Here is a 15,556-nt window from a genome sequence, read left to right on the forward strand (position 1 = left end):
TTGTGAGAATCGACAGCATGTACAAACTCGAAGTCCAAGACCTGCACAAGCGCTACGGCAGCCACGAAGTGCTCAAGGGCGTGTCACTGGCGGCCAAGGCCGGCGACGTCATCAGCATCATCGGCTCCAGCGGTTCGGGCAAGTCGACCTTCCTGCGCTGCATCAACCTGCTGGAGCAGCCGCACGCCGGCAAGATCCTGCTCAACAACGAAGAGCTGAAGCTGGTGGCCGGCAAGGATGGTGCGTTGAAGGCCGCCGACCCGCGTCAATTGCAGCGTATGCGCTCACGCCTGTCGATGGTGTTCCAGCACTTCAACCTGTGGTCGCACATGACTGCGCTTGAGAACATCATCGAAGCGCCAGTGCACGTGCTGGGCGTGAACAAGAAGGAAGCCCTGGAAAAGGCCGAGCACTACCTGGCCAAGGTGGGGGTTGCCCATCGCAAGGATGCCTTCCCCGGGCATATGTCGGGAGGTGAGCAACAACGTGTGGCAATTGCCCGGGCATTGGCCATGGAGCCGGAGGTCATGCTGTTCGACGAGCCGACCTCGGCGCTTGACCCTGAGCTGGTGGGTGATGTGCTGAAGGTGATGCAGGCGCTGGCCCAGGAAGGTCGGACCATGGTGGTGGTGACCCACGAAATGGGCTTTGCCCGCGAGGTGTCCAACCAGCTGGTGTTTCTGCACAAAGGCCTGGTGGAAGAAACCGGCTGCCCGCGTGAAGTGCTGGCCAATCCGCAGTCGGAGCGCCTGCAGCAGTTCCTCTCCGGCAGCCTGAAGTAAAAGCTGCATTTTTGCACCAGAATAGGGCATGCTGCGCGGCGAGCGCAGCCTGACCCGGCGCACAGACTCGAACGACCTCAGGTTTCGGACCGTACCCTATGACCACCCAGCGAATCGGTTTTCTCATCTGGCCCAGCACCAGGCCTTTGACCCTGGCGTTGGCCGAGGAAGTGTTGCTGGTGGCGCAGCGTGTGCATCCGGATGTGGTCTACGAGTTGGTCTTCCTGCAGGCCGAGCCTGCGCAGGACGGCGCCTGGCGGCTGCCGGGCGAGCCGTGGACCGGCCGCCTGGAGGGCTGCCACAAGCTCTTTCTGCTGGCCGACGAGCCGCCTGCGGCGATGGGGGCTGCCTTTTCAGCGGCGCTCAAGCAACTGGCGCGCAGTGGTTGCCTGATCGGTGGCTTGTCGGCCGGTGTGTATCCGCTGGCCATGCTGGGCCTGCTCGATGGGTACCGGGCAGCCGTGCACTGGCGCTGGCAGGATGACTTTGCCGAACGCTTCCCCAAGGTGATTGCCACCAGCCACCTGTTCGACTGGGATCGCGACCGACTGACCGCCTGCGGCGGTATGGCCGTGACCGACCTGCTGCTGGCGGTGCTGGCGCGCGATCACGGGGCGGAGCTGGCCGGGGCGGTATCGGAAGAGCTGGTGGTAGAACGCATCCGCGAGGGTGGCGAGCGCCAGCGTATTCCGCTGCAGAACCGCCTGGGCTCGAGTCACCCCAAGCTGACTCAGGCCGTGTTGCTGATGGAAGCCAACATCGAAGAGCCGCTGACCACCGACGAAATCGCTCAGCATGTGTGCGTGTCACGTCGGCAGTTGGAGCGTATCTTCAAGCAGTACCTGAACCGTGTGCCCAGCCAGTACTACCTGGAGTTGCGGTTGAACAAGGCGCGGCAGATGCTGATGCAGACCAGCAAGTCGATCATCCAGATCGGGCTGTCCTGTGGCTTCTCCTCGGGGCCGCATTTTTCCAGTGCCTACCGTAACTTCTTTGGTGCAACGCCGCGGGAAGACCGGAACCAGCGTCGCAGCAGCAGCCCGTTTGAATTGAGCTCGGCGCCGGCTGAAAAGGGCTGAGATTTCGGTTGGGTTCGGGGTGTATGCCTTGGGGTTGATGTTGGAGTGCAAATCGAGCGCGGCCCACGCGGCGCTTCGCGGGTAAACCCGCTCCTACGTTTGTTTCGGGCCAGTTATGCCTGTGGCATTTGCGCGCGAACGCCTTGGCGCACACCTCGATATCCCGTCGAACAAACAAGGCGGTCGCGCGCGCCAGGCACAGGAGGGACTGGCCCGAAACAAACGTAGGAGCGGGTTTACCCGCGAAGCGCCGCGCGGGCGGCGCTCGATCTCCCCGCCAACACCTCAACATCGCCGTACATCCTGCCCCCTCACAAACCTATGTGAACACCCGTTCACCCTGCCCCCTCTCTCCCGTACACTGCGCGATTGCGACAGTGTTTGTCGCATTGCCGAAAGCCTTGTCAAAACTGGGTTTTGCGCTGTAACAAGTTGTCGCTTGGCCGCAAGGACAGGCGCGGATCAGTCCTTACAATCCCCCCATCGCTCGCCACTTCCAGGCCAGCGTTCCTCTTCAGGAGACTCAGATGTCCGTTGAGCAAGCCCCGGTGCAACGTGCCGATTTCGACCAGGTGATGGTCCCCAACTATTCTCCGGCGGCCTTCATTCCTGTGCGAGGCGAGGGTTCCCGCGTCTGGGACCAGTCGGGTCGCGAGTTGATCGACTTTGCCGGCGGCATCGCGGTCAATGCCCTGGGCCACTGCCACCCGGCACTGGTCAAGGCCCTGACTGAACAGGCCAACACCCTCTGGCACGTCTCCAACGTGTTCACCAACGAGCCGGCCCTGCGCCTGGCCCACAAGCTGGTGGACGCCACCTTTGCCGACCGCGCGTTCTTCTGCAACTCCGGCGCCGAGTCCAACGAGGCCGCTTTCAAGCTGGCCCGTCGTGTGGCTCATGACCGCTTCGGTCCGCAAAAGCACGAAATCATCGCCACCGTGAACAGCTTCCACGGTCGCACCCTGTTTACCGTCAGCGTGGGTGGCCAGCCGAAGTACTCCGATGGCTTTGGCCCGAAGATCACCGGTATCAGCCATGTGCCGTACAACGACCTGGAAGCGTTGAAGGCACAGATTTCCGACAAGACCTGCGCCGTGGTGATCGAGCCGATCCAGGGCGAGAGCGGCGTGGTGCCAGCCGACAAGGCCTACCTGGAAGGCGCGCGCAAGCTGTGTGACGAGCACAATGCGCTGCTGATCTTCGACGAAGTGCAGACTGGCGTGGGCCGTACCGGCTCGCTGTATGCCTACCAGCACTACGGCGTGACCCCGGACATTCTGACCAGTGCCAAGAGCCTGGGCGGCGGCTTCCCGATTGGCGCCATGCTGACCACCACCGAGCTGGCCAAGCACCTGGCCGTTGGCACCCACGGCACCACCTATGGCGGCAACCCGCTGGGCTGCGCCGTTGCCTGCGCGGTGCTGGATGTGGTCAATACCCCGGAAACCCTGGCCGGTATCAAGGCTAAGCACGAGCGCTTCAAAACCCGCCTGGAACAGATCGGCCAGCAGTACAACCTGTTCAGCCAGGTGCGTGGCGTCGGCTTGCTGCTGGGCTGTGTCTTGACCGAGGCCTGGCAAGGCAAGGCCAAGGACGTGCTCAATGCTGCCGAGAAAGAAGGCGTGATGGTGCTGCAGGCCGGCCCGGACGTGGTCCGCTTCGCGCCAAGCCTGGTGGTTGAAGACGCTGACATCGACGAAGGCCTGGACCGCTTCGAACGCGCTGTGGCCACACTGACCAAAGGCTGATCCGCCAGCGGTCCTTTCGCCGGTCCCGGCGCAGCCTCAACCCGAGGCTACGCCGGGCCGGCGATACCCGATTCCAGTGCAGGTGCCTGGGTGCCTGCCGTTTTTCCGTGCCGACGTGAATGGCCCGTATTCCAAAGGAGTGACACCATGCTGGTGATGCGCCCCGCGCAAATGGCTGATCTGAACGACGTGCAGCGCATGGCTGCAGACAGCCCCATTGGTGTCACCTCGCTGCCGGACGACACTGCTCGTCTGGGCGACAAGATTGCCGCCTCTGAGACATCCTTCGCCGCCGAGGTCAGCTTCAACGGTGAAGAGAGTTACTTTTTCGTGCTCGAAGACAGTGAAACAGGCAAGTTGGCCGGCTGCTCGGCCATCGTCGCTTCGGCCGGGTACTCCGAGCCGTTCTACAGTTTTCGTAACGAAACATTCGTGCACGCCTCACGCGAGCTGAAGATACACAACAAGATCCATGTGCTGTCGCTGTGCCACGATCTGACCGGCAACAGCCTGCTGACCAGCTTCTATGTGGCGCCGGAGTTGGTGAACAGTGGCTGGGCCGAGCTCAACTCGCGCGGCCGACTGCTGTTCATGGCGGCGCACCCGGAGCGCTTTGCCGATTCGGTGGTGACCGAAATCGTCGGCTTCAGCGACGAGCAGGGTGAATCGCCGTTCTGGGATGCCATCGGCCGCAACTTCTTCGACCTCAACTATGCCGACGCCGAGCGCCTGTGCGGCCTGAAGAGCCGTACCTTTCTCGCCGAGCTGATGCCCCACTACCCGATCTACGTGCCGTTGTTGCCAGACCTGGCGCAGGAAGCCATGGGCCAGGTACATCCGCGGGCGCAGATCACCTTCGACATACTCATGCGCGAAGGCTTCGAGACCGAGCACTACATCGACATCTTCGACGGCGGCCCGACCCTGCATGCGCGCACCTCTGGCATCCGCTCGATCGCCCAGAGCCGGGTGGTGCCGGTGAAGATCGAAGAGGCCCCGGCCAAAGGCGGTCGCCCGTACCTGGTGTGCAACGGCCTGTTGCAGGACTACCGCGCGGTGTTGCTGGACCTGGACTGGGTGCCTGGCAAGCCGGTCAGCCTGAGCGTGGCAGCAGCCGACGCGCTGGGCGTGGGCGAGGGCGCCAGCGTGCGCCTGGTCGCGGTTTGAGGTCTGGCAACAGACGTTTCGGGATTGATGCGTTAGCAGAGTTTCGCGCCGGCCGATGCCGCCGCACAAGGAGATAGCATGATCGTTCGTCCTGTACGCAGCAGCGATTTGCCTGCGTTGATCGAATTGGCACGCAGCACCGGCACCACCGGGCTGACCACGCTGCCGGCCAACGAAGAGCGCCTGGGGCATCGCGTTGGTTGGGCGGAAAAAAGCTTTCGTGGCGAAGCCGAGCGTGGCGACACCGATTACCTGTTCGTGCTGGAAAACGACGAAGGTCTGGTGGTGGGTATCAGTGCCATCGCCGGCGCCGTCGGCCTGCGTGAGCCTTGGTACAACTACCGGGTCGGCCTGACTGTCAGCGCCTCGCAGGAGCTGAAGATCTACCGCGAAATCCCGACGCTGTTCCTGGCCAACGACCTGACCGGCAACTCCGAGCTGTGCTCGCTGTTCCTGCGTAGCGACTACCGCTCGGGCCTCAATGGCCGCCTGCTGTCGCGTGCGCGCATGCTGTTCATTGCCGAGTTCCCCGAGCTGTTCGGCAAGAAGATCATTGCCGAAATGCGCGGCATGTCTGACGAGCAGGGCCGTTCGCCGTTCTGGGAAAGCCTGGGCCGGCATTTTTTCAAGATGGAGTTCAGCCAGGCCGATTACCTCACCGGCGTGGGCAACAAGTCGTTCATCGCCGAACTGATGCCCAAGTTCCCGCTGTACACCTGCTTCCTGTCCGAAGCGGCGCGCAGTGTGATCGGCCGTGTGCACAAAGACACCGAGCCGGCGCTGGCCATGCTCAAGCAGGAAGGCTTCAACTACCAGGGCTACGTCGACATCTTCGATGCCGGCCCGGCCATCGAGTGTGACACTGCCAAGATCCGCGCCGTGCGCGAGAGCCAGACCCTGGTGCTGGCGGTAGGTACGCCAGGCGATGACGCGACCCCTTTCATCATCCACAACCGCAAGCGCGACGATTGCCGCATCACTGCTGCACCTGCACGGTTGGCCGCCGGCACCCTGGTGGTCGACCCGTTGACCGCCAAGCGCCTGCGCATGGGCGTCGGCGACAATGTCCGCGCGGTGCCGCTGTCGGCCAGCCGGGAGGCCCAGTAAATGACCACGCATTACATCGCAGGCAATTGGCAGGCCGGCCAGGGCGAAACCCTGCAGTCGCTCAACCCGGTGACCCAGGCCGTGATCTGGCAAGGGCAGGGCGCTGACGCCAGCCAGGTCGACGCTGCCGTGCAGGCCGCGCGGCAGGCCTTTCCGGCCTGGGCGCAATTGAGCCTGGAGGCACGTATCGATGTGCTGGAGAAGTTTGCCGCGCAGCTGAAAGTGCATGCCGAAGCCATGGCCCAGTGCATTGGCGAGGAAACTGGGAAGCCGCTGTGGGAATCTGCGACTGAAGTCACCAGTATGATCAACAAGGTGGCGATTTCAGTACAGAGCTACCGCGAGCGCACCGGCGAAAAGAGTGGTCCGCTGGCCGATGCCACGGCTGTTCTGCGGCACAAGCCTCACGGCGTCGTGGCGGTGTTCGGCCCTTACAACTTCCCCGGGCACCTGCCCAATGGCCATATCGTGCCGGCGCTGCTGGCAGGCAACTGCGTGGTGTTCAAGCCCAGCGAGCTCACCCCCAAGGTCGCTGAGCTTACCGTCAACTGCTGGATTGCTGCCGGCCTGCCGGCGGGTGTGCTGAACCTGGTGCAGGGCGCACGTGAAACCGGTGTGGCGCTGGCCGCCAACCCAGGTATCGATGGCCTGTTCTTCACCGGCTCCAGCCGCACCGGCAACCTGCTGCATCAACAGTTCGCAGGCCGCCCAGACAAGATCCTGGCCCTGGAAATGGGGGGTAACAACCCGCTGGTGGTGGACGAGGTCAAGGACCTCGATGCGGCGGTGTATACCATTGTCCAGTCGGCGTTCATTTCCGCCGGCCAGCGTTGCACCTGCGCGCGGCGCCTGCTGGTGCCGCAAGGCGCCTGGGGTGATGCGCTGATCGCGCGCCTGGTCGAAGTGTGCAAAACCATCACGGTGGGGGCGTTCGATGAACAGCCGGCGCCTTTCATGGGGTCGGTGATTTCGCTGCAGGCGGCTCGGGCGCTGCTTGCCGCCCAGGTTGAACTGGCCGCCAAAGGTGGCGTGAAACTGCTGGAAATGACTCAGCCGCAGGCCGATGCCGCACTGCTGACCCCGGGCATTGTCGATGTCACCGCCGTGGCTGACCGCCCGGACGAAGAGTTTTTCGGCCCGCTGTTGCAGGTGATCCGCTACGCCGACTTCGATGCTGCCATCGATGAAGCCAATAACACCCAGTATGGCCTGGCCGCCGGCTTACTGTCTGATTCGCGGGCCCGCTACCAGTACTTCTGGTTGCGCAGTCGCGCTGGCATCGTCAACTGGAACAAGCAGCTGACGGGGGCTGCCAGCAGCGCGCCGTTCGGTGGTGTGGGTGCCAGTGGCAACCATCGCGCCAGCGCCTATTACGCGGCCGACTACTGCGCTTACCCCGTGGCTTCGCTGGAGACCGCCAGCCTTGCCTTGCCGGCGACCCTGACGCCGGGCGTCACCCTATAACAACAGGTCACGGAGCCTAGCCGATGAAATCCTATGAAGTGAATTTTGATGGCCTGGTGGGGCCTACCCACAACTATGGCGGCCTGTCTTACGGTAACGTGGCTTCGCAGAGCAACAGCCAGCAGGCGTCCAACCCGCGTGAGGCCGCGCGCCAGGGCCTGGCGAAGATGAAAGCGCTGGCCGACATGGGCTTCAAGCAGGGTGTTCTGGCGCCACAAGAGCGCCCGGACGTGGCGGCGCTGCGCCGCCTGGGGTTCAGTGGTAGCGATGCCGACGTTATCCAGCGCGCCGCCCGCGAGGCCATGCCGTTGCTGGTGGCCAGTTGCTCGGCCTCGAGCATGTGGGTGGCCAACGCCGCGACAGTCAGCCCGAGTGCCGACACTGCTGACGGTCGCGTGCACTTCACTGCCGCCAACCTCAACTGCAAATATCACCGTAGCATCGAACACCCGACCACCAGCCGCGTGCTGGGCGCCATGTTCAACAACGAGAAACACTTTGCCCACCACGCTGCGCTGCCTGCCGTGGCACAGTTCGGTGACGAGGGCGCGGCCAACCACACGCGCTTCTGCCGCGCCTATGGCGAGGCTGGCGTGGAATTTTTTGTCTACGGCCGCAGTGCCTTCGACAGCCGTTACCCCGCGCCACAGAAGTACCCGGCCCGACAAACCCTGGAGGCCTCGCAAGCTGTGGCCCGGCTGCACGGCCTGAGCGATGACGGTGTGGTCTACGCTCAACAGAACCCGGCGGTGATCGACCAGGGTGTGTTCCACAATGATGTGATTTCGGTCGGTAACGGCGAGGTGCTGTTCTACCACGAGGACGCGTTTCTCGAGACCGACGCGGTACTTGGGCAACTGCGAGCTAAACTGGCCAGCAAGGGTGGCAACTTCCAGGCCATCTGCGTGCCCAGGGCCGCGGTGGCGGTGGAGGACGCGGTGCGTTCCTACCTGTTCAACAGCCAGCTGCTCAGCCGCGACGATGGTTCCATGCTGCTGGTCGTGCCGGAAGAGTGCCGCAACAACGAGCGGGTCTGGGCCTATCTGGGCCAGCTGACCAGCCAGGGAGGCCCGGTGAAGGAGGTCAAGGTATTCGACCTCAAGCAAAGCATGCAAAACGGCGGCGGCCCCGCCTGCCTGCGTTTGCGCGTGGCTTTGAAAGAAGCGGAACTGGCAGCCGTCAACCAAGGCGTTATCATGACGGCCCCGCTGTATGACACGCTGCTGCAGTGGGTCGACAGGCACTACCGCGATCGCCTTGGCGAAGCAGACCTGGCTGACCCGCAACTGCTGGTGGAATGCCGTACGGCACTGGACGAATTGACCCAGATCCTGAAGTTGGGCTCGGTGTATCCGTTCCAACGCCAACCTTGAAGAGAGACTCTGTAATGACCGACGCCTTGCGCCTGATCCTCGAAGATGAAGACGGCACCCAGCTGGAAACTTCCTGCACCCGCTTTGCTGTGGTCTGGCAAGGCAAGGAAGTGTGGATTCAGCAGGATGGCCGTGGCCAGTTGCTGATCGGCGTGGATGTCGAGGAAGACGACACCGAGTATGCCAACTTGCTGCTGCGCCCGATGGCCACCAATCTGGTCAGCCTGCAGCTGGAAATGGAACCGGCAGAACTTGGCGAAGACGACGATCACGTTCATGGCCCTGACTGCGGTCACCACCACTAAGGAAGCACCTATGCTCGCCCTTGGCAAATTGCTTGAGCTGACCCTCACCGCTCACGAACCGGCTGAGAAGACCCAAGTGACACCCGGGGGCGCGCGTTTGCGATGGCTGGGGGAGGGCGCGCTCGAAGTGCGTCCGGCCGAAAGCGAAGATTGCGGGCTGGACTTGCTGTTGTCCGCCGGCATTCATGGCAACGAAACAGCGCCGATCGAATTGCTCGAACGGCTGCTGCACGGCGTGGCCAACGGCAAGATCAAACCCAGGGCACGGGTGCTGTTCCTGTTCGGCAACCCGGCGGCGATCCGCAAGGGCGAGCGCTTTATCGAACAGGACATCAACCGCTTGTTCAATGGTCGCCATGAGCTGTCCAGCGGGTTCGAAGCACTGCGTGCTGCCGAGCTTGAACAGTTCGCCCGGGTGTTCTTCAGCAAGCCGGGGCGCAACCGCCTGCATTACGACCTGCATACTGCCATCCGCGGTTCGAAGATCGAGCAATTCGCCTTGTACCCTTATAAAGAGGGGCGCAAGCACTCCCGTCGTGAGCTGGCGCGCCTGGCGGCGGCAGGTATGGAGGCGGTGCTGCTGCAAAGCAAGTCGTCCATCACCTTCAGTGCTTTCACCTACGAACAGCTTGAGGCTGAAGCTTTCACCCTGGAGTTGGGCAAGGCCCGCCCGTTCGGCCAGAACGAGCAGGTGAACCTCGACAAGCTCGAAGAGCGGCTGATCCGCATCATCGAGGCTACCGAGCCCGAAAACGAAAGTTCGCTGGATGGCCTGCAGCTGTTCAGTGTTTCCCGCGAAATCATCAAGCACAGCGACAGCTTCCACCTGCACCTGCCGGCGGACATCGAAAACTTCTCCGAGCTGAGCAAGGGTTACCTGCTGGCTGAAGACCTGGCCGAGATGCGCTGGGTGGTTGAGGAGGAGGGTGCGCGCATCATCTTCCCCAATCCCAAGGTCAGGAACGGCCTGCGCGCCGGCATTCTGATCGTGCCGGATTCGGGGCAGCGGCTGGGGTGAGAGCGGTGTCGCCTGTTTCGCGGGTGAACCCGCTCCTACGGGCACGGCGCCACATTAAGGCCTTGCACATACCTTGTAGGAGCGGGTTTACCCGCGAACCAGGCGACACAGTTTCGGATCCTATCCATGATGAAAACCTTTTAATTCACCGCCTGTTCCCTTTTCCCCTCCCTTAAGCGGTAATTGGCTTGCCAGTGGCGAAACACAGGATTTAGCATCCGGTCATGTCGTTTTCGTTTGCATAGCCCGAAAAACCGTCCAAACGATGGCTTCTATCGTATAAACACACTGCATCAAGACTGCAGGACCGATATAATGCGGCCCTTTGCCGTCGTTTCGTCGACGCGTTTGCCCAACAGGGCCGCCGTTTCCGTGGAAGAACCTATGAAAAGCGCAGAAATCCGTGAAGCCTTCCTTCGCTTCTTCGAAGAGCAGGGACATACCCGAGTCGCCTCCAGTTCGCTGATCCCGAACAACGACCCGACCCTGCTGTTCACCAACGCAGGCATGAACCAGTTCAAGGACTGCTTCCTCGGTGCGGAGAAGCGCGCCTACACGCGTGCTGTCAGCAGCCAGAAGTGCGTGCGTGCCGGTGGCAAGCACAACGACCTGGAAAACGTCGGTTACACCGCGCGTCACCATACCTTCTTCGAAATGCTGGGCAACTTCAGCTTCGGCGACTATTTCAAGCGCGACGCCATTACCTTTGCCTGGACCTTCCTGACGTCTGAGCAGTGGCTGAACCTGCCCAAGGAAAAGCTCTGGGTCACCGTCTACGCCACCGACGACGAAGCCTACGACATCTGGACCAAGGAAGTCGGCGTGCCGGCCGAGCGCATGGTGCGCATCGGCGATAACAAGGGCGCCCCGTACGCCTCCGACAACTTCTGGACCATGGGCGATACCGGCCCGTGCGGCCCATGCACCGAGATTTTCTACGATCACGGCCCGGATATCTGGGGTGGCCCACCTGGCTCGCCAGAAGAAGACGGTGACCGTTACATCGAGATCTGGAACAACGTCTTCATGCAGTTCAACCGCACAGCCGACGGTGTGTTGCACCCGCTGCCAGCGCCGTCGGTGGACACCGGCATGGGCCTGGAGCGCGTCAGCGCCGTGCTGCAGCACGTGCATTCGAACTACGAGATCGACCTGTTCCAGAACCTGCTGGCTGCCGCAGCCCAGGCCATCGGTTGCAGCAATGACGGCCAGGCCTCGCTGAAAGTGGTCGCCGACCACATCCGTTCGTGCGGCTTCCTGATTGCCGACGGCGTGCTGCCGTCCAACGAAGGCCGTGGCTACGTGCTGCGCCGCATCATTCGCCGCGCTTGCCGTCACGGCAACAAGCTGGGCGCCAAGGGCAGCTTCTTCTACCAGATCGTTGCCGCACTGGCCGCTGAAATGGGCGAAGCCTTCCCGGAGCTGAAGAGCCAGCAAGCGCACATCGAGCGCGTGCTCAAGGCCGAAGAAGAGCAGTTCGCCAAGACCCTGGAGCAGGGCCTGCGCATCCTCGAGCAAGACCTGGCCCAGCTGAAAGGCGACGTGGTACCGGGCGACGTGGTGTTCAAGCTGTATGACACCTATGGCTTCCCGATGGACCTGACTGCCGACATCGCCCGTGAGCGTGAACTGACTATCGACGAAGCCGGCTTCGAGCGTGAAATGGACGCCCAGCGTGAGCGTGCCCGTTCCGCCAGCGCCTTCGGCATGGATTACAACAGCCTGGTCAAGGTCGACAGCGCCACCGAGTTCCTCGGTTACGACACCACCGAGGGCCAGGGCAAGATCATCGCCCTGTACAAGGACGGCCAATCCGTTGACCAGCTGGGTGAAGGCGAGCAGGGCGTTGTGGTGCTCGACCGCACGCCGTTCTACGCCGAGTCCGGTGGCCAGGTCGGTGACAGCGGCTTCCTGCAGGCGGGTGCTGCACGCTTCGACGTGCGTGATACCACCAAGACCGGCGGCGCCTTCCTGCACCACGGCGTGGTGGCCAGCGGTGCGCTGCTGATCGGTTCGCCCGTCGAGGCCAAGGTCGATGCCGACGTACAGCACGCCACCTCGTTGAATCACTCCGCCACCCACCTGCTGCACGAAGCATTGCGCCAGGTACTGGGCGAGCATGTACAGCAGAAGGGCTCGCTGGTCGACAGCCAGCGCCTGCGTTTCGACTTCAGCCACTTCGAAGCGGTGAAGCCGGAGCAGATCAAGCAGCTGGAAGACATCGTCAACCGCGAGATTCGCAAGAACACCCCGGTTGAAACCGAACTGACCGACATCGAAACTGCCAAGGCCAAAGGCGCAATGGCGCTGTTCGGCGAGAAATACGGCGACACCGTGCGTGTGCTGAGCATGGGCGGTGATTTTTCGGTGGAATTGTGCGGCGGTATCCACGCCAAGCGCACCGGTGACATCAGCCTGTTCAAGATCATCAGCGAAGGCGGCGTAGCCTCTGGCGTGCGCCGTATCGAAGCCGTAACCGGTGCCGCTGCGCTGGCTTACCTGAACGCTGCCGAAGAGCAGGTCAAGGAAGCCGCACAACTGGTCAAGGGTAACCGCGACAACCTGATCGACAAGCTGTCGGCTGTGCTCGAGCGCAACCGCCAGCTGGAGAAGCAGCTGGAGCAGCTGCAGGCCAAGGCCGCCAGCGCCGCCGGGGACGATCTCTCCAACGCGGCCGTTGAGGTCAAGGGTGCCAAGGTCCTCGCCGCCCGCCTGGATGGGCAGGATGGCAAGGCCCTGCTGGCCCTGGTCGATCAGCTGAAGAACAAGCTCGGCCACGCAGTGATCCTGCTGGGCAGCGAGCATGAGGGCAAGGTTGTGCTGGTGGCCGGCGTGACCAAGGACCTCTCCAGCCAACTCAAGGCTGGCGATCTGATGAAACAAGCCGCTGCGGCGGTGGGTGGCAAGGGCGGCGGCCGTCCGGACATGGCCCAGGGTGGTGGCGTCGACGTCGCTGCCCTGGACCAGGCCCTGGCGCTGGCCGTGCCATTCGCAGAGCAGGGACTTTGAGATGAGGGGGTGGAGGGTCTAGTGGCCACACAGGCCACTCCCGTCCACCCCTTCATGTTGGATTGTTTTTTGGGGCCCTGTATGGGCTGAGGCACCATTGAAATGGCGTTGATCGTACAGAAATTTGGCGGCACCTCTGTCGGTTCCATCGAGCGGATCGAGCAGGTAGCCGAAAAGGTCAAGAAACACCGTGAAGCGGGCGACGACCTGGTGGTTGTGCTGTCGGCCATGAGCGGTGAAACCAATCGCCTGATCGACTTGGCCAAGCAGATCACCGATCAGCCGGTTCCTCGTGAACTGGACGTGATCGTGTCGACGGGTGAGCAGGTCACCATTGCCCTGCTGACCATGGCCTTGATCAAGCGTGGTGTGCCAGCGGTGTCCTACACCGGCAACCAGGTGCGTATTCTCACCGACAGCTCGCACAACAAGGCGCGCATTCTGCAAATCGACGACCAGAAGATTCGTGCCGACCTCAAGGAAGGTCGCGTGGTCGTGGTTGCAGGCTTCCAGGGTGTCGACGAGCACGGCAGCATCACTACCCTGGGTCGTGGTGGCTCTGATACCACCGGCGTGGCCCTGGCGGCAGCGCTGAAGGCTGATGAGTGCCAGATCTACACTGATGTTGATGGCGTCTACACCACCGACCCGCGCGTCGTGCCACAGGCTCGTCGCCTGGAGAAGATCACCTTCGAAGAGATGCTGGAAATGGCCAGCCTCGGTTCCAAGGTGCTGCAGATCCGTTCGGTGGAGTTCGCCGGCAAGTACAACGTTCCGCTGCGCGTGCTGCACAGCTTCAAGGAGGGTCCGGGTACCCTCATTACCATTGATGAAGAGGAACCCATGGAACAGCCGATCATTTCCGGTATCGCCTTCAACCGTGATGAAGCAAAGCTGACCATTCGCGGCGTGCCGGATACCCCGGGCGTGGCCTTCAAGATCCTCGGCCCGATCAGCGCTTCGAACATCGAAGTCGACATGATCGTGCAGAACGTTGCTCACGATAACACCACCGACTTCACCTTCACCGTGCACCGCAATGAGTACGAGAAGGCGCAGAGCGTGCTGGAAAACACTGCGCGCGAAATCGGTGCCCGTGAAGTGATCGGCGACACCAAGATCGCCAAGGTCTCGATCGTTGGCGTCGGCATGCGTTCGCACGCCGGTGTTGCCAGCTGCATGTTCGAAGCCCTGGCCAAGGAGAGCATCAACATCCAGATGATCTCCACTTCCGAGATCAAGGTTTCGGTGGTGCTCGAAGAGAAGTACCTGGAGCTGGCCGTGCGCGCGCTGCATACCGCGTTCGATCTGGATGCTCCTGCCCGACAGGGCGAGTAAGGCGCTGCCTGGAAGGGCGCGGCTTGCCGCGCCCTTCGCGTTTCTGCTCGCCGCGCAGGCCCTGTCCTGCCCTGTGCGGCGAGTAACCGGGGCCATGGTCGTCGTCCGCGACCCGGCCCGATATCCAAGACTGTTACCCCTGAATGTTTTGCGTAAGGAGAAAGCTATGTTGATTCTGACTCGTCGGTGCGCCGAGAGCCTGATCATTGGAGACGGCGAGATCACCGTGACGGTGCTTGGCGTCAAAGGCAACCAGGTGCGTATTGGCGTGAGCGCCCCGAAAGAAGTGGCAGTTCACCGCGAGGAAATCTACCTGCGGATCAAGAAGGAGAAGGATGAAGAGCCAAGCCTTTAATTTTTTTGAAGTTTTTTTCAAAAAAAGGGTTGCAAAGGTGAAAGAGGTTCTTTAATATTCGCCTCGTGTTGCGGTGAGGTGGCCGAGTGGCCGAAGGCGCTCCCCTGCTAAGGGAGTATACCTCATAAGGGTATCGGGGGTTCGAATCCCCCCTTCACCGCCATTATTTGCGTAGGGCGCTGTAAACGGTAGGAACGCTAAGTAGTTGTTTTATAACGAAAAGCTTCTTGCAAAAAAGTTTCAGCGACCTATAATGCGCGGCAAGATACGGACTCATAGCTCAGCTGGATAGAGTACTCGGCTACGAACCGAGCGGTCGCAGGTTCGAATCCTGCTGAGTCCGCCACTTTTGAAGTGGCTTTGTTTGCAAGGCTGCTTCAATCAACCAGCGGTATCTGGTCTAAAACTGCCAATCGCGGACTCATAGCTCAGCTGGATAGAGTACTCGGCTACGAACCGAGCGGTCGCAGGTTCGAATCCTGCTGAGTCCGCCACTTTCTTGAAGTGGTTCTGCTTGCAAAGCCATTTCAGTCAACCAGCGGTAATCTGGTTTAAAACTGCCAATCGCGGACTCATAGCTCAGCTGGATAGAGTACTCGGCTACGAACCGAGCGGTCGCAGGTTCGAATCCTGCTGAGTCCGCCACTTTCTCGAAGTGGTTCTGCTTGCAAAGCCATTTCAGTCAACCAGTGGTAACCTGGTCTAAAACTACCATCACGGACTCATAGCTCAGCTGGATAGAGTACTCGGCTACGAACCGAGCGGTCGCAGGTTCGAATCCTGCTGAGTCCGCCATACCCCATCAAAAAGC

The 15,556-nt window shown here is 61.8% G+C and carries 12 protein-coding genes and 5 tRNA genes; all 17 read left to right on the plus strand.

Annotation, left to right across the window (positions count from 1 at the left end):
* The first annotated feature begins 17 nt into the window (after positions 1-17).
* The 17 genes from REH59_RS07330 to REH59_RS07410 all read left to right on the plus strand — a co-directional run bounded on the left by REH59_RS07330 (position 18) and on the right by REH59_RS07410 (position 15,540).
* Positions 18-782 (plus strand): ABC transporter ATP-binding protein, encoded by a 765-nt coding sequence (locus REH59_RS07330; RefSeq protein ID WP_003254518.1) that lies wholly within the window; start codon positions 18-20, stop codon positions 780-782.
* A gap of 98 nt (positions 783-880) precedes the next feature.
* Positions 881-1,861 carry a transcriptional regulator ArgR gene (gene argR / locus REH59_RS07335; RefSeq protein ID WP_014861200.1) on the plus strand — a complete coding sequence of 327 codons (981 nt, stop codon included), beginning with the start codon at positions 881-883 and terminating at the stop codon, positions 1,859-1,861.
* A gap of 527 nt (positions 1,862-2,388) precedes the next feature.
* Positions 2,389-3,609 carry an aspartate aminotransferase family protein gene (locus tag REH59_RS07340; RefSeq protein WP_003254516.1) on the plus strand — a complete coding sequence of 407 codons (1,221 nt, stop codon included), beginning with the start codon at positions 2,389-2,391 and terminating at the stop codon, positions 3,607-3,609.
* Between the two features lie 147 nt (positions 3,610-3,756).
* Positions 3,757-4,776 carry an arginine/ornithine succinyltransferase subunit alpha gene (aruF, locus tag REH59_RS07345; protein ID WP_012051578.1) on the plus strand — a complete coding sequence of 340 codons (1,020 nt, stop codon included), beginning with the start codon at positions 3,757-3,759 and terminating at the stop codon, positions 4,774-4,776.
* A 78-nt stretch (positions 4,777-4,854) separates the two neighbouring features.
* Positions 4,855-5,883 (plus strand): arginine N-succinyltransferase, encoded by a 1,029-nt coding sequence (gene astA / locus REH59_RS07350; RefSeq protein ID WP_003254513.1) that lies wholly within the window; start codon positions 4,855-4,857, stop codon positions 5,881-5,883.
* A complete protein-coding gene (gene astD / locus REH59_RS07355) occupies positions 5,884-7,347 on the plus strand; it encodes a succinylglutamate-semialdehyde dehydrogenase (protein WP_004577069.1) in 1,464 nt (487 codons plus the stop codon).
* A gap of 23 nt (positions 7,348-7,370) precedes the next feature.
* Positions 7,371-8,720, plus strand: a complete 1,350-nt coding sequence (gene astB, locus REH59_RS07360; protein WP_004577068.1) for an N-succinylarginine dihydrolase — start codon at positions 7,371-7,373, stop codon at positions 8,718-8,720.
* Between the two features lie 14 nt (positions 8,721-8,734).
* The gene (locus tag REH59_RS07365; protein WP_003254508.1) at positions 8,735-9,025 is read left to right on the plus strand and encodes a topoisomerase II; all 291 of its coding nucleotides are present in this window, start codon (positions 8,735-8,737) and stop codon (positions 9,023-9,025) included.
* A 10-nt stretch (positions 9,026-9,035) separates the two neighbouring features.
* Positions 9,036-10,043 (plus strand): succinylglutamate desuccinylase, encoded by a 1,008-nt coding sequence (astE, locus tag REH59_RS07370; RefSeq protein WP_003254507.1) that lies wholly within the window; start codon positions 9,036-9,038, stop codon positions 10,041-10,043.
* A gap of 384 nt (positions 10,044-10,427) precedes the next feature.
* On the plus strand, positions 10,428-13,052 hold the full coding sequence (alaS, locus tag REH59_RS07375) for an alanine--tRNA ligase (protein ID WP_003254505.1): 2,625 nt from the start codon (positions 10,428-10,430) through the stop codon (positions 13,050-13,052).
* A 102-nt stretch (positions 13,053-13,154) separates the two neighbouring features.
* Positions 13,155-14,390: an aspartate kinase gene (locus REH59_RS07380; RefSeq protein WP_014860323.1), complete on the plus strand. Its 1,236-nt coding sequence runs from the start codon at positions 13,155-13,157 to the stop codon at positions 14,388-14,390.
* Between the two features lie 166 nt (positions 14,391-14,556).
* Positions 14,557-14,745, plus strand: coding sequence for a carbon storage regulator CsrA (gene csrA / locus REH59_RS07385; RefSeq protein ID WP_003254503.1), 189 nt, complete (start codon positions 14,557-14,559; stop codon positions 14,743-14,745).
* A 72-nt stretch (positions 14,746-14,817) separates the two neighbouring features.
* Positions 14,818-14,908 (plus strand) — tRNA-Ser (locus REH59_RS07390).
* Between the two features lie 106 nt (positions 14,909-15,014).
* A tRNA-Arg gene (locus tag REH59_RS07395) sits at positions 15,015-15,091 on the plus strand.
* A 71-nt stretch (positions 15,092-15,162) separates the two neighbouring features.
* A tRNA-Arg gene (locus tag REH59_RS07400) sits at positions 15,163-15,239 on the plus strand.
* A 74-nt stretch (positions 15,240-15,313) separates the two neighbouring features.
* Positions 15,314-15,390 (plus strand) — tRNA-Arg (locus REH59_RS07405).
* 73 nt (positions 15,391-15,463) lie between these two features.
* Positions 15,464-15,540, plus strand: a tRNA-Arg gene (locus REH59_RS07410).
* The last annotated feature ends 16 nt before the right edge of the window (positions 15,541-15,556 follow it).

Origin of the sequence: Pseudomonas sp. BO3-4, from assembly GCF_034044115.1 — a bacterium.
GTDB classification, from domain to species: Bacteria; Pseudomonadota; Gammaproteobacteria; order Pseudomonadales; family Pseudomonadaceae; genus Aquipseudomonas; species Aquipseudomonas alloputida.

Coding starts and splice junctions, on each gene's coding strand:
- argR (WP_014861200.1), top strand. CDS start 881: ATGACCACCCAGCGAATCGGTTTTCTCATCTGGCCCAGCACCAGGCCT.
- astD (WP_004577069.1), top strand. CDS start 5,884: ATGACCACGCATTACATCGCAGGCAATTGGCAGGCCGGCCAGGGCGAA.
- astE (WP_003254507.1), top strand. CDS start 9,036: ATGCTCGCCCTTGGCAAATTGCTTGAGCTGACCCTCACCGCTCACGAA.
- astB (WP_004577068.1), top strand. CDS start 7,371: ATGAAATCCTATGAAGTGAATTTTGATGGCCTGGTGGGGCCTACCCAC.
- aruF (WP_012051578.1), top strand. CDS start 3,757: ATGCTGGTGATGCGCCCCGCGCAAATGGCTGATCTGAACGACGTGCAG.
- csrA (WP_003254503.1), top strand. CDS start 14,557: ATGTTGATTCTGACTCGTCGGTGCGCCGAGAGCCTGATCATTGGAGAC.
- REH59_RS07340 (WP_003254516.1), top strand. CDS start 2,389: ATGTCCGTTGAGCAAGCCCCGGTGCAACGTGCCGATTTCGACCAGGTG.
- REH59_RS07330 (WP_003254518.1), top strand. CDS start 18: ATGTACAAACTCGAAGTCCAAGACCTGCACAAGCGCTACGGCAGCCAC.
- astA (WP_003254513.1), top strand. CDS start 4,855: ATGATCGTTCGTCCTGTACGCAGCAGCGATTTGCCTGCGTTGATCGAA.
- REH59_RS07380 (WP_014860323.1), top strand. CDS start 13,155: ATGGCGTTGATCGTACAGAAATTTGGCGGCACCTCTGTCGGTTCCATC.
- REH59_RS07365 (WP_003254508.1), top strand. CDS start 8,735: ATGACCGACGCCTTGCGCCTGATCCTCGAAGATGAAGACGGCACCCAG.
- alaS (WP_003254505.1), top strand. CDS start 10,428: ATGAAAAGCGCAGAAATCCGTGAAGCCTTCCTTCGCTTCTTCGAAGAG.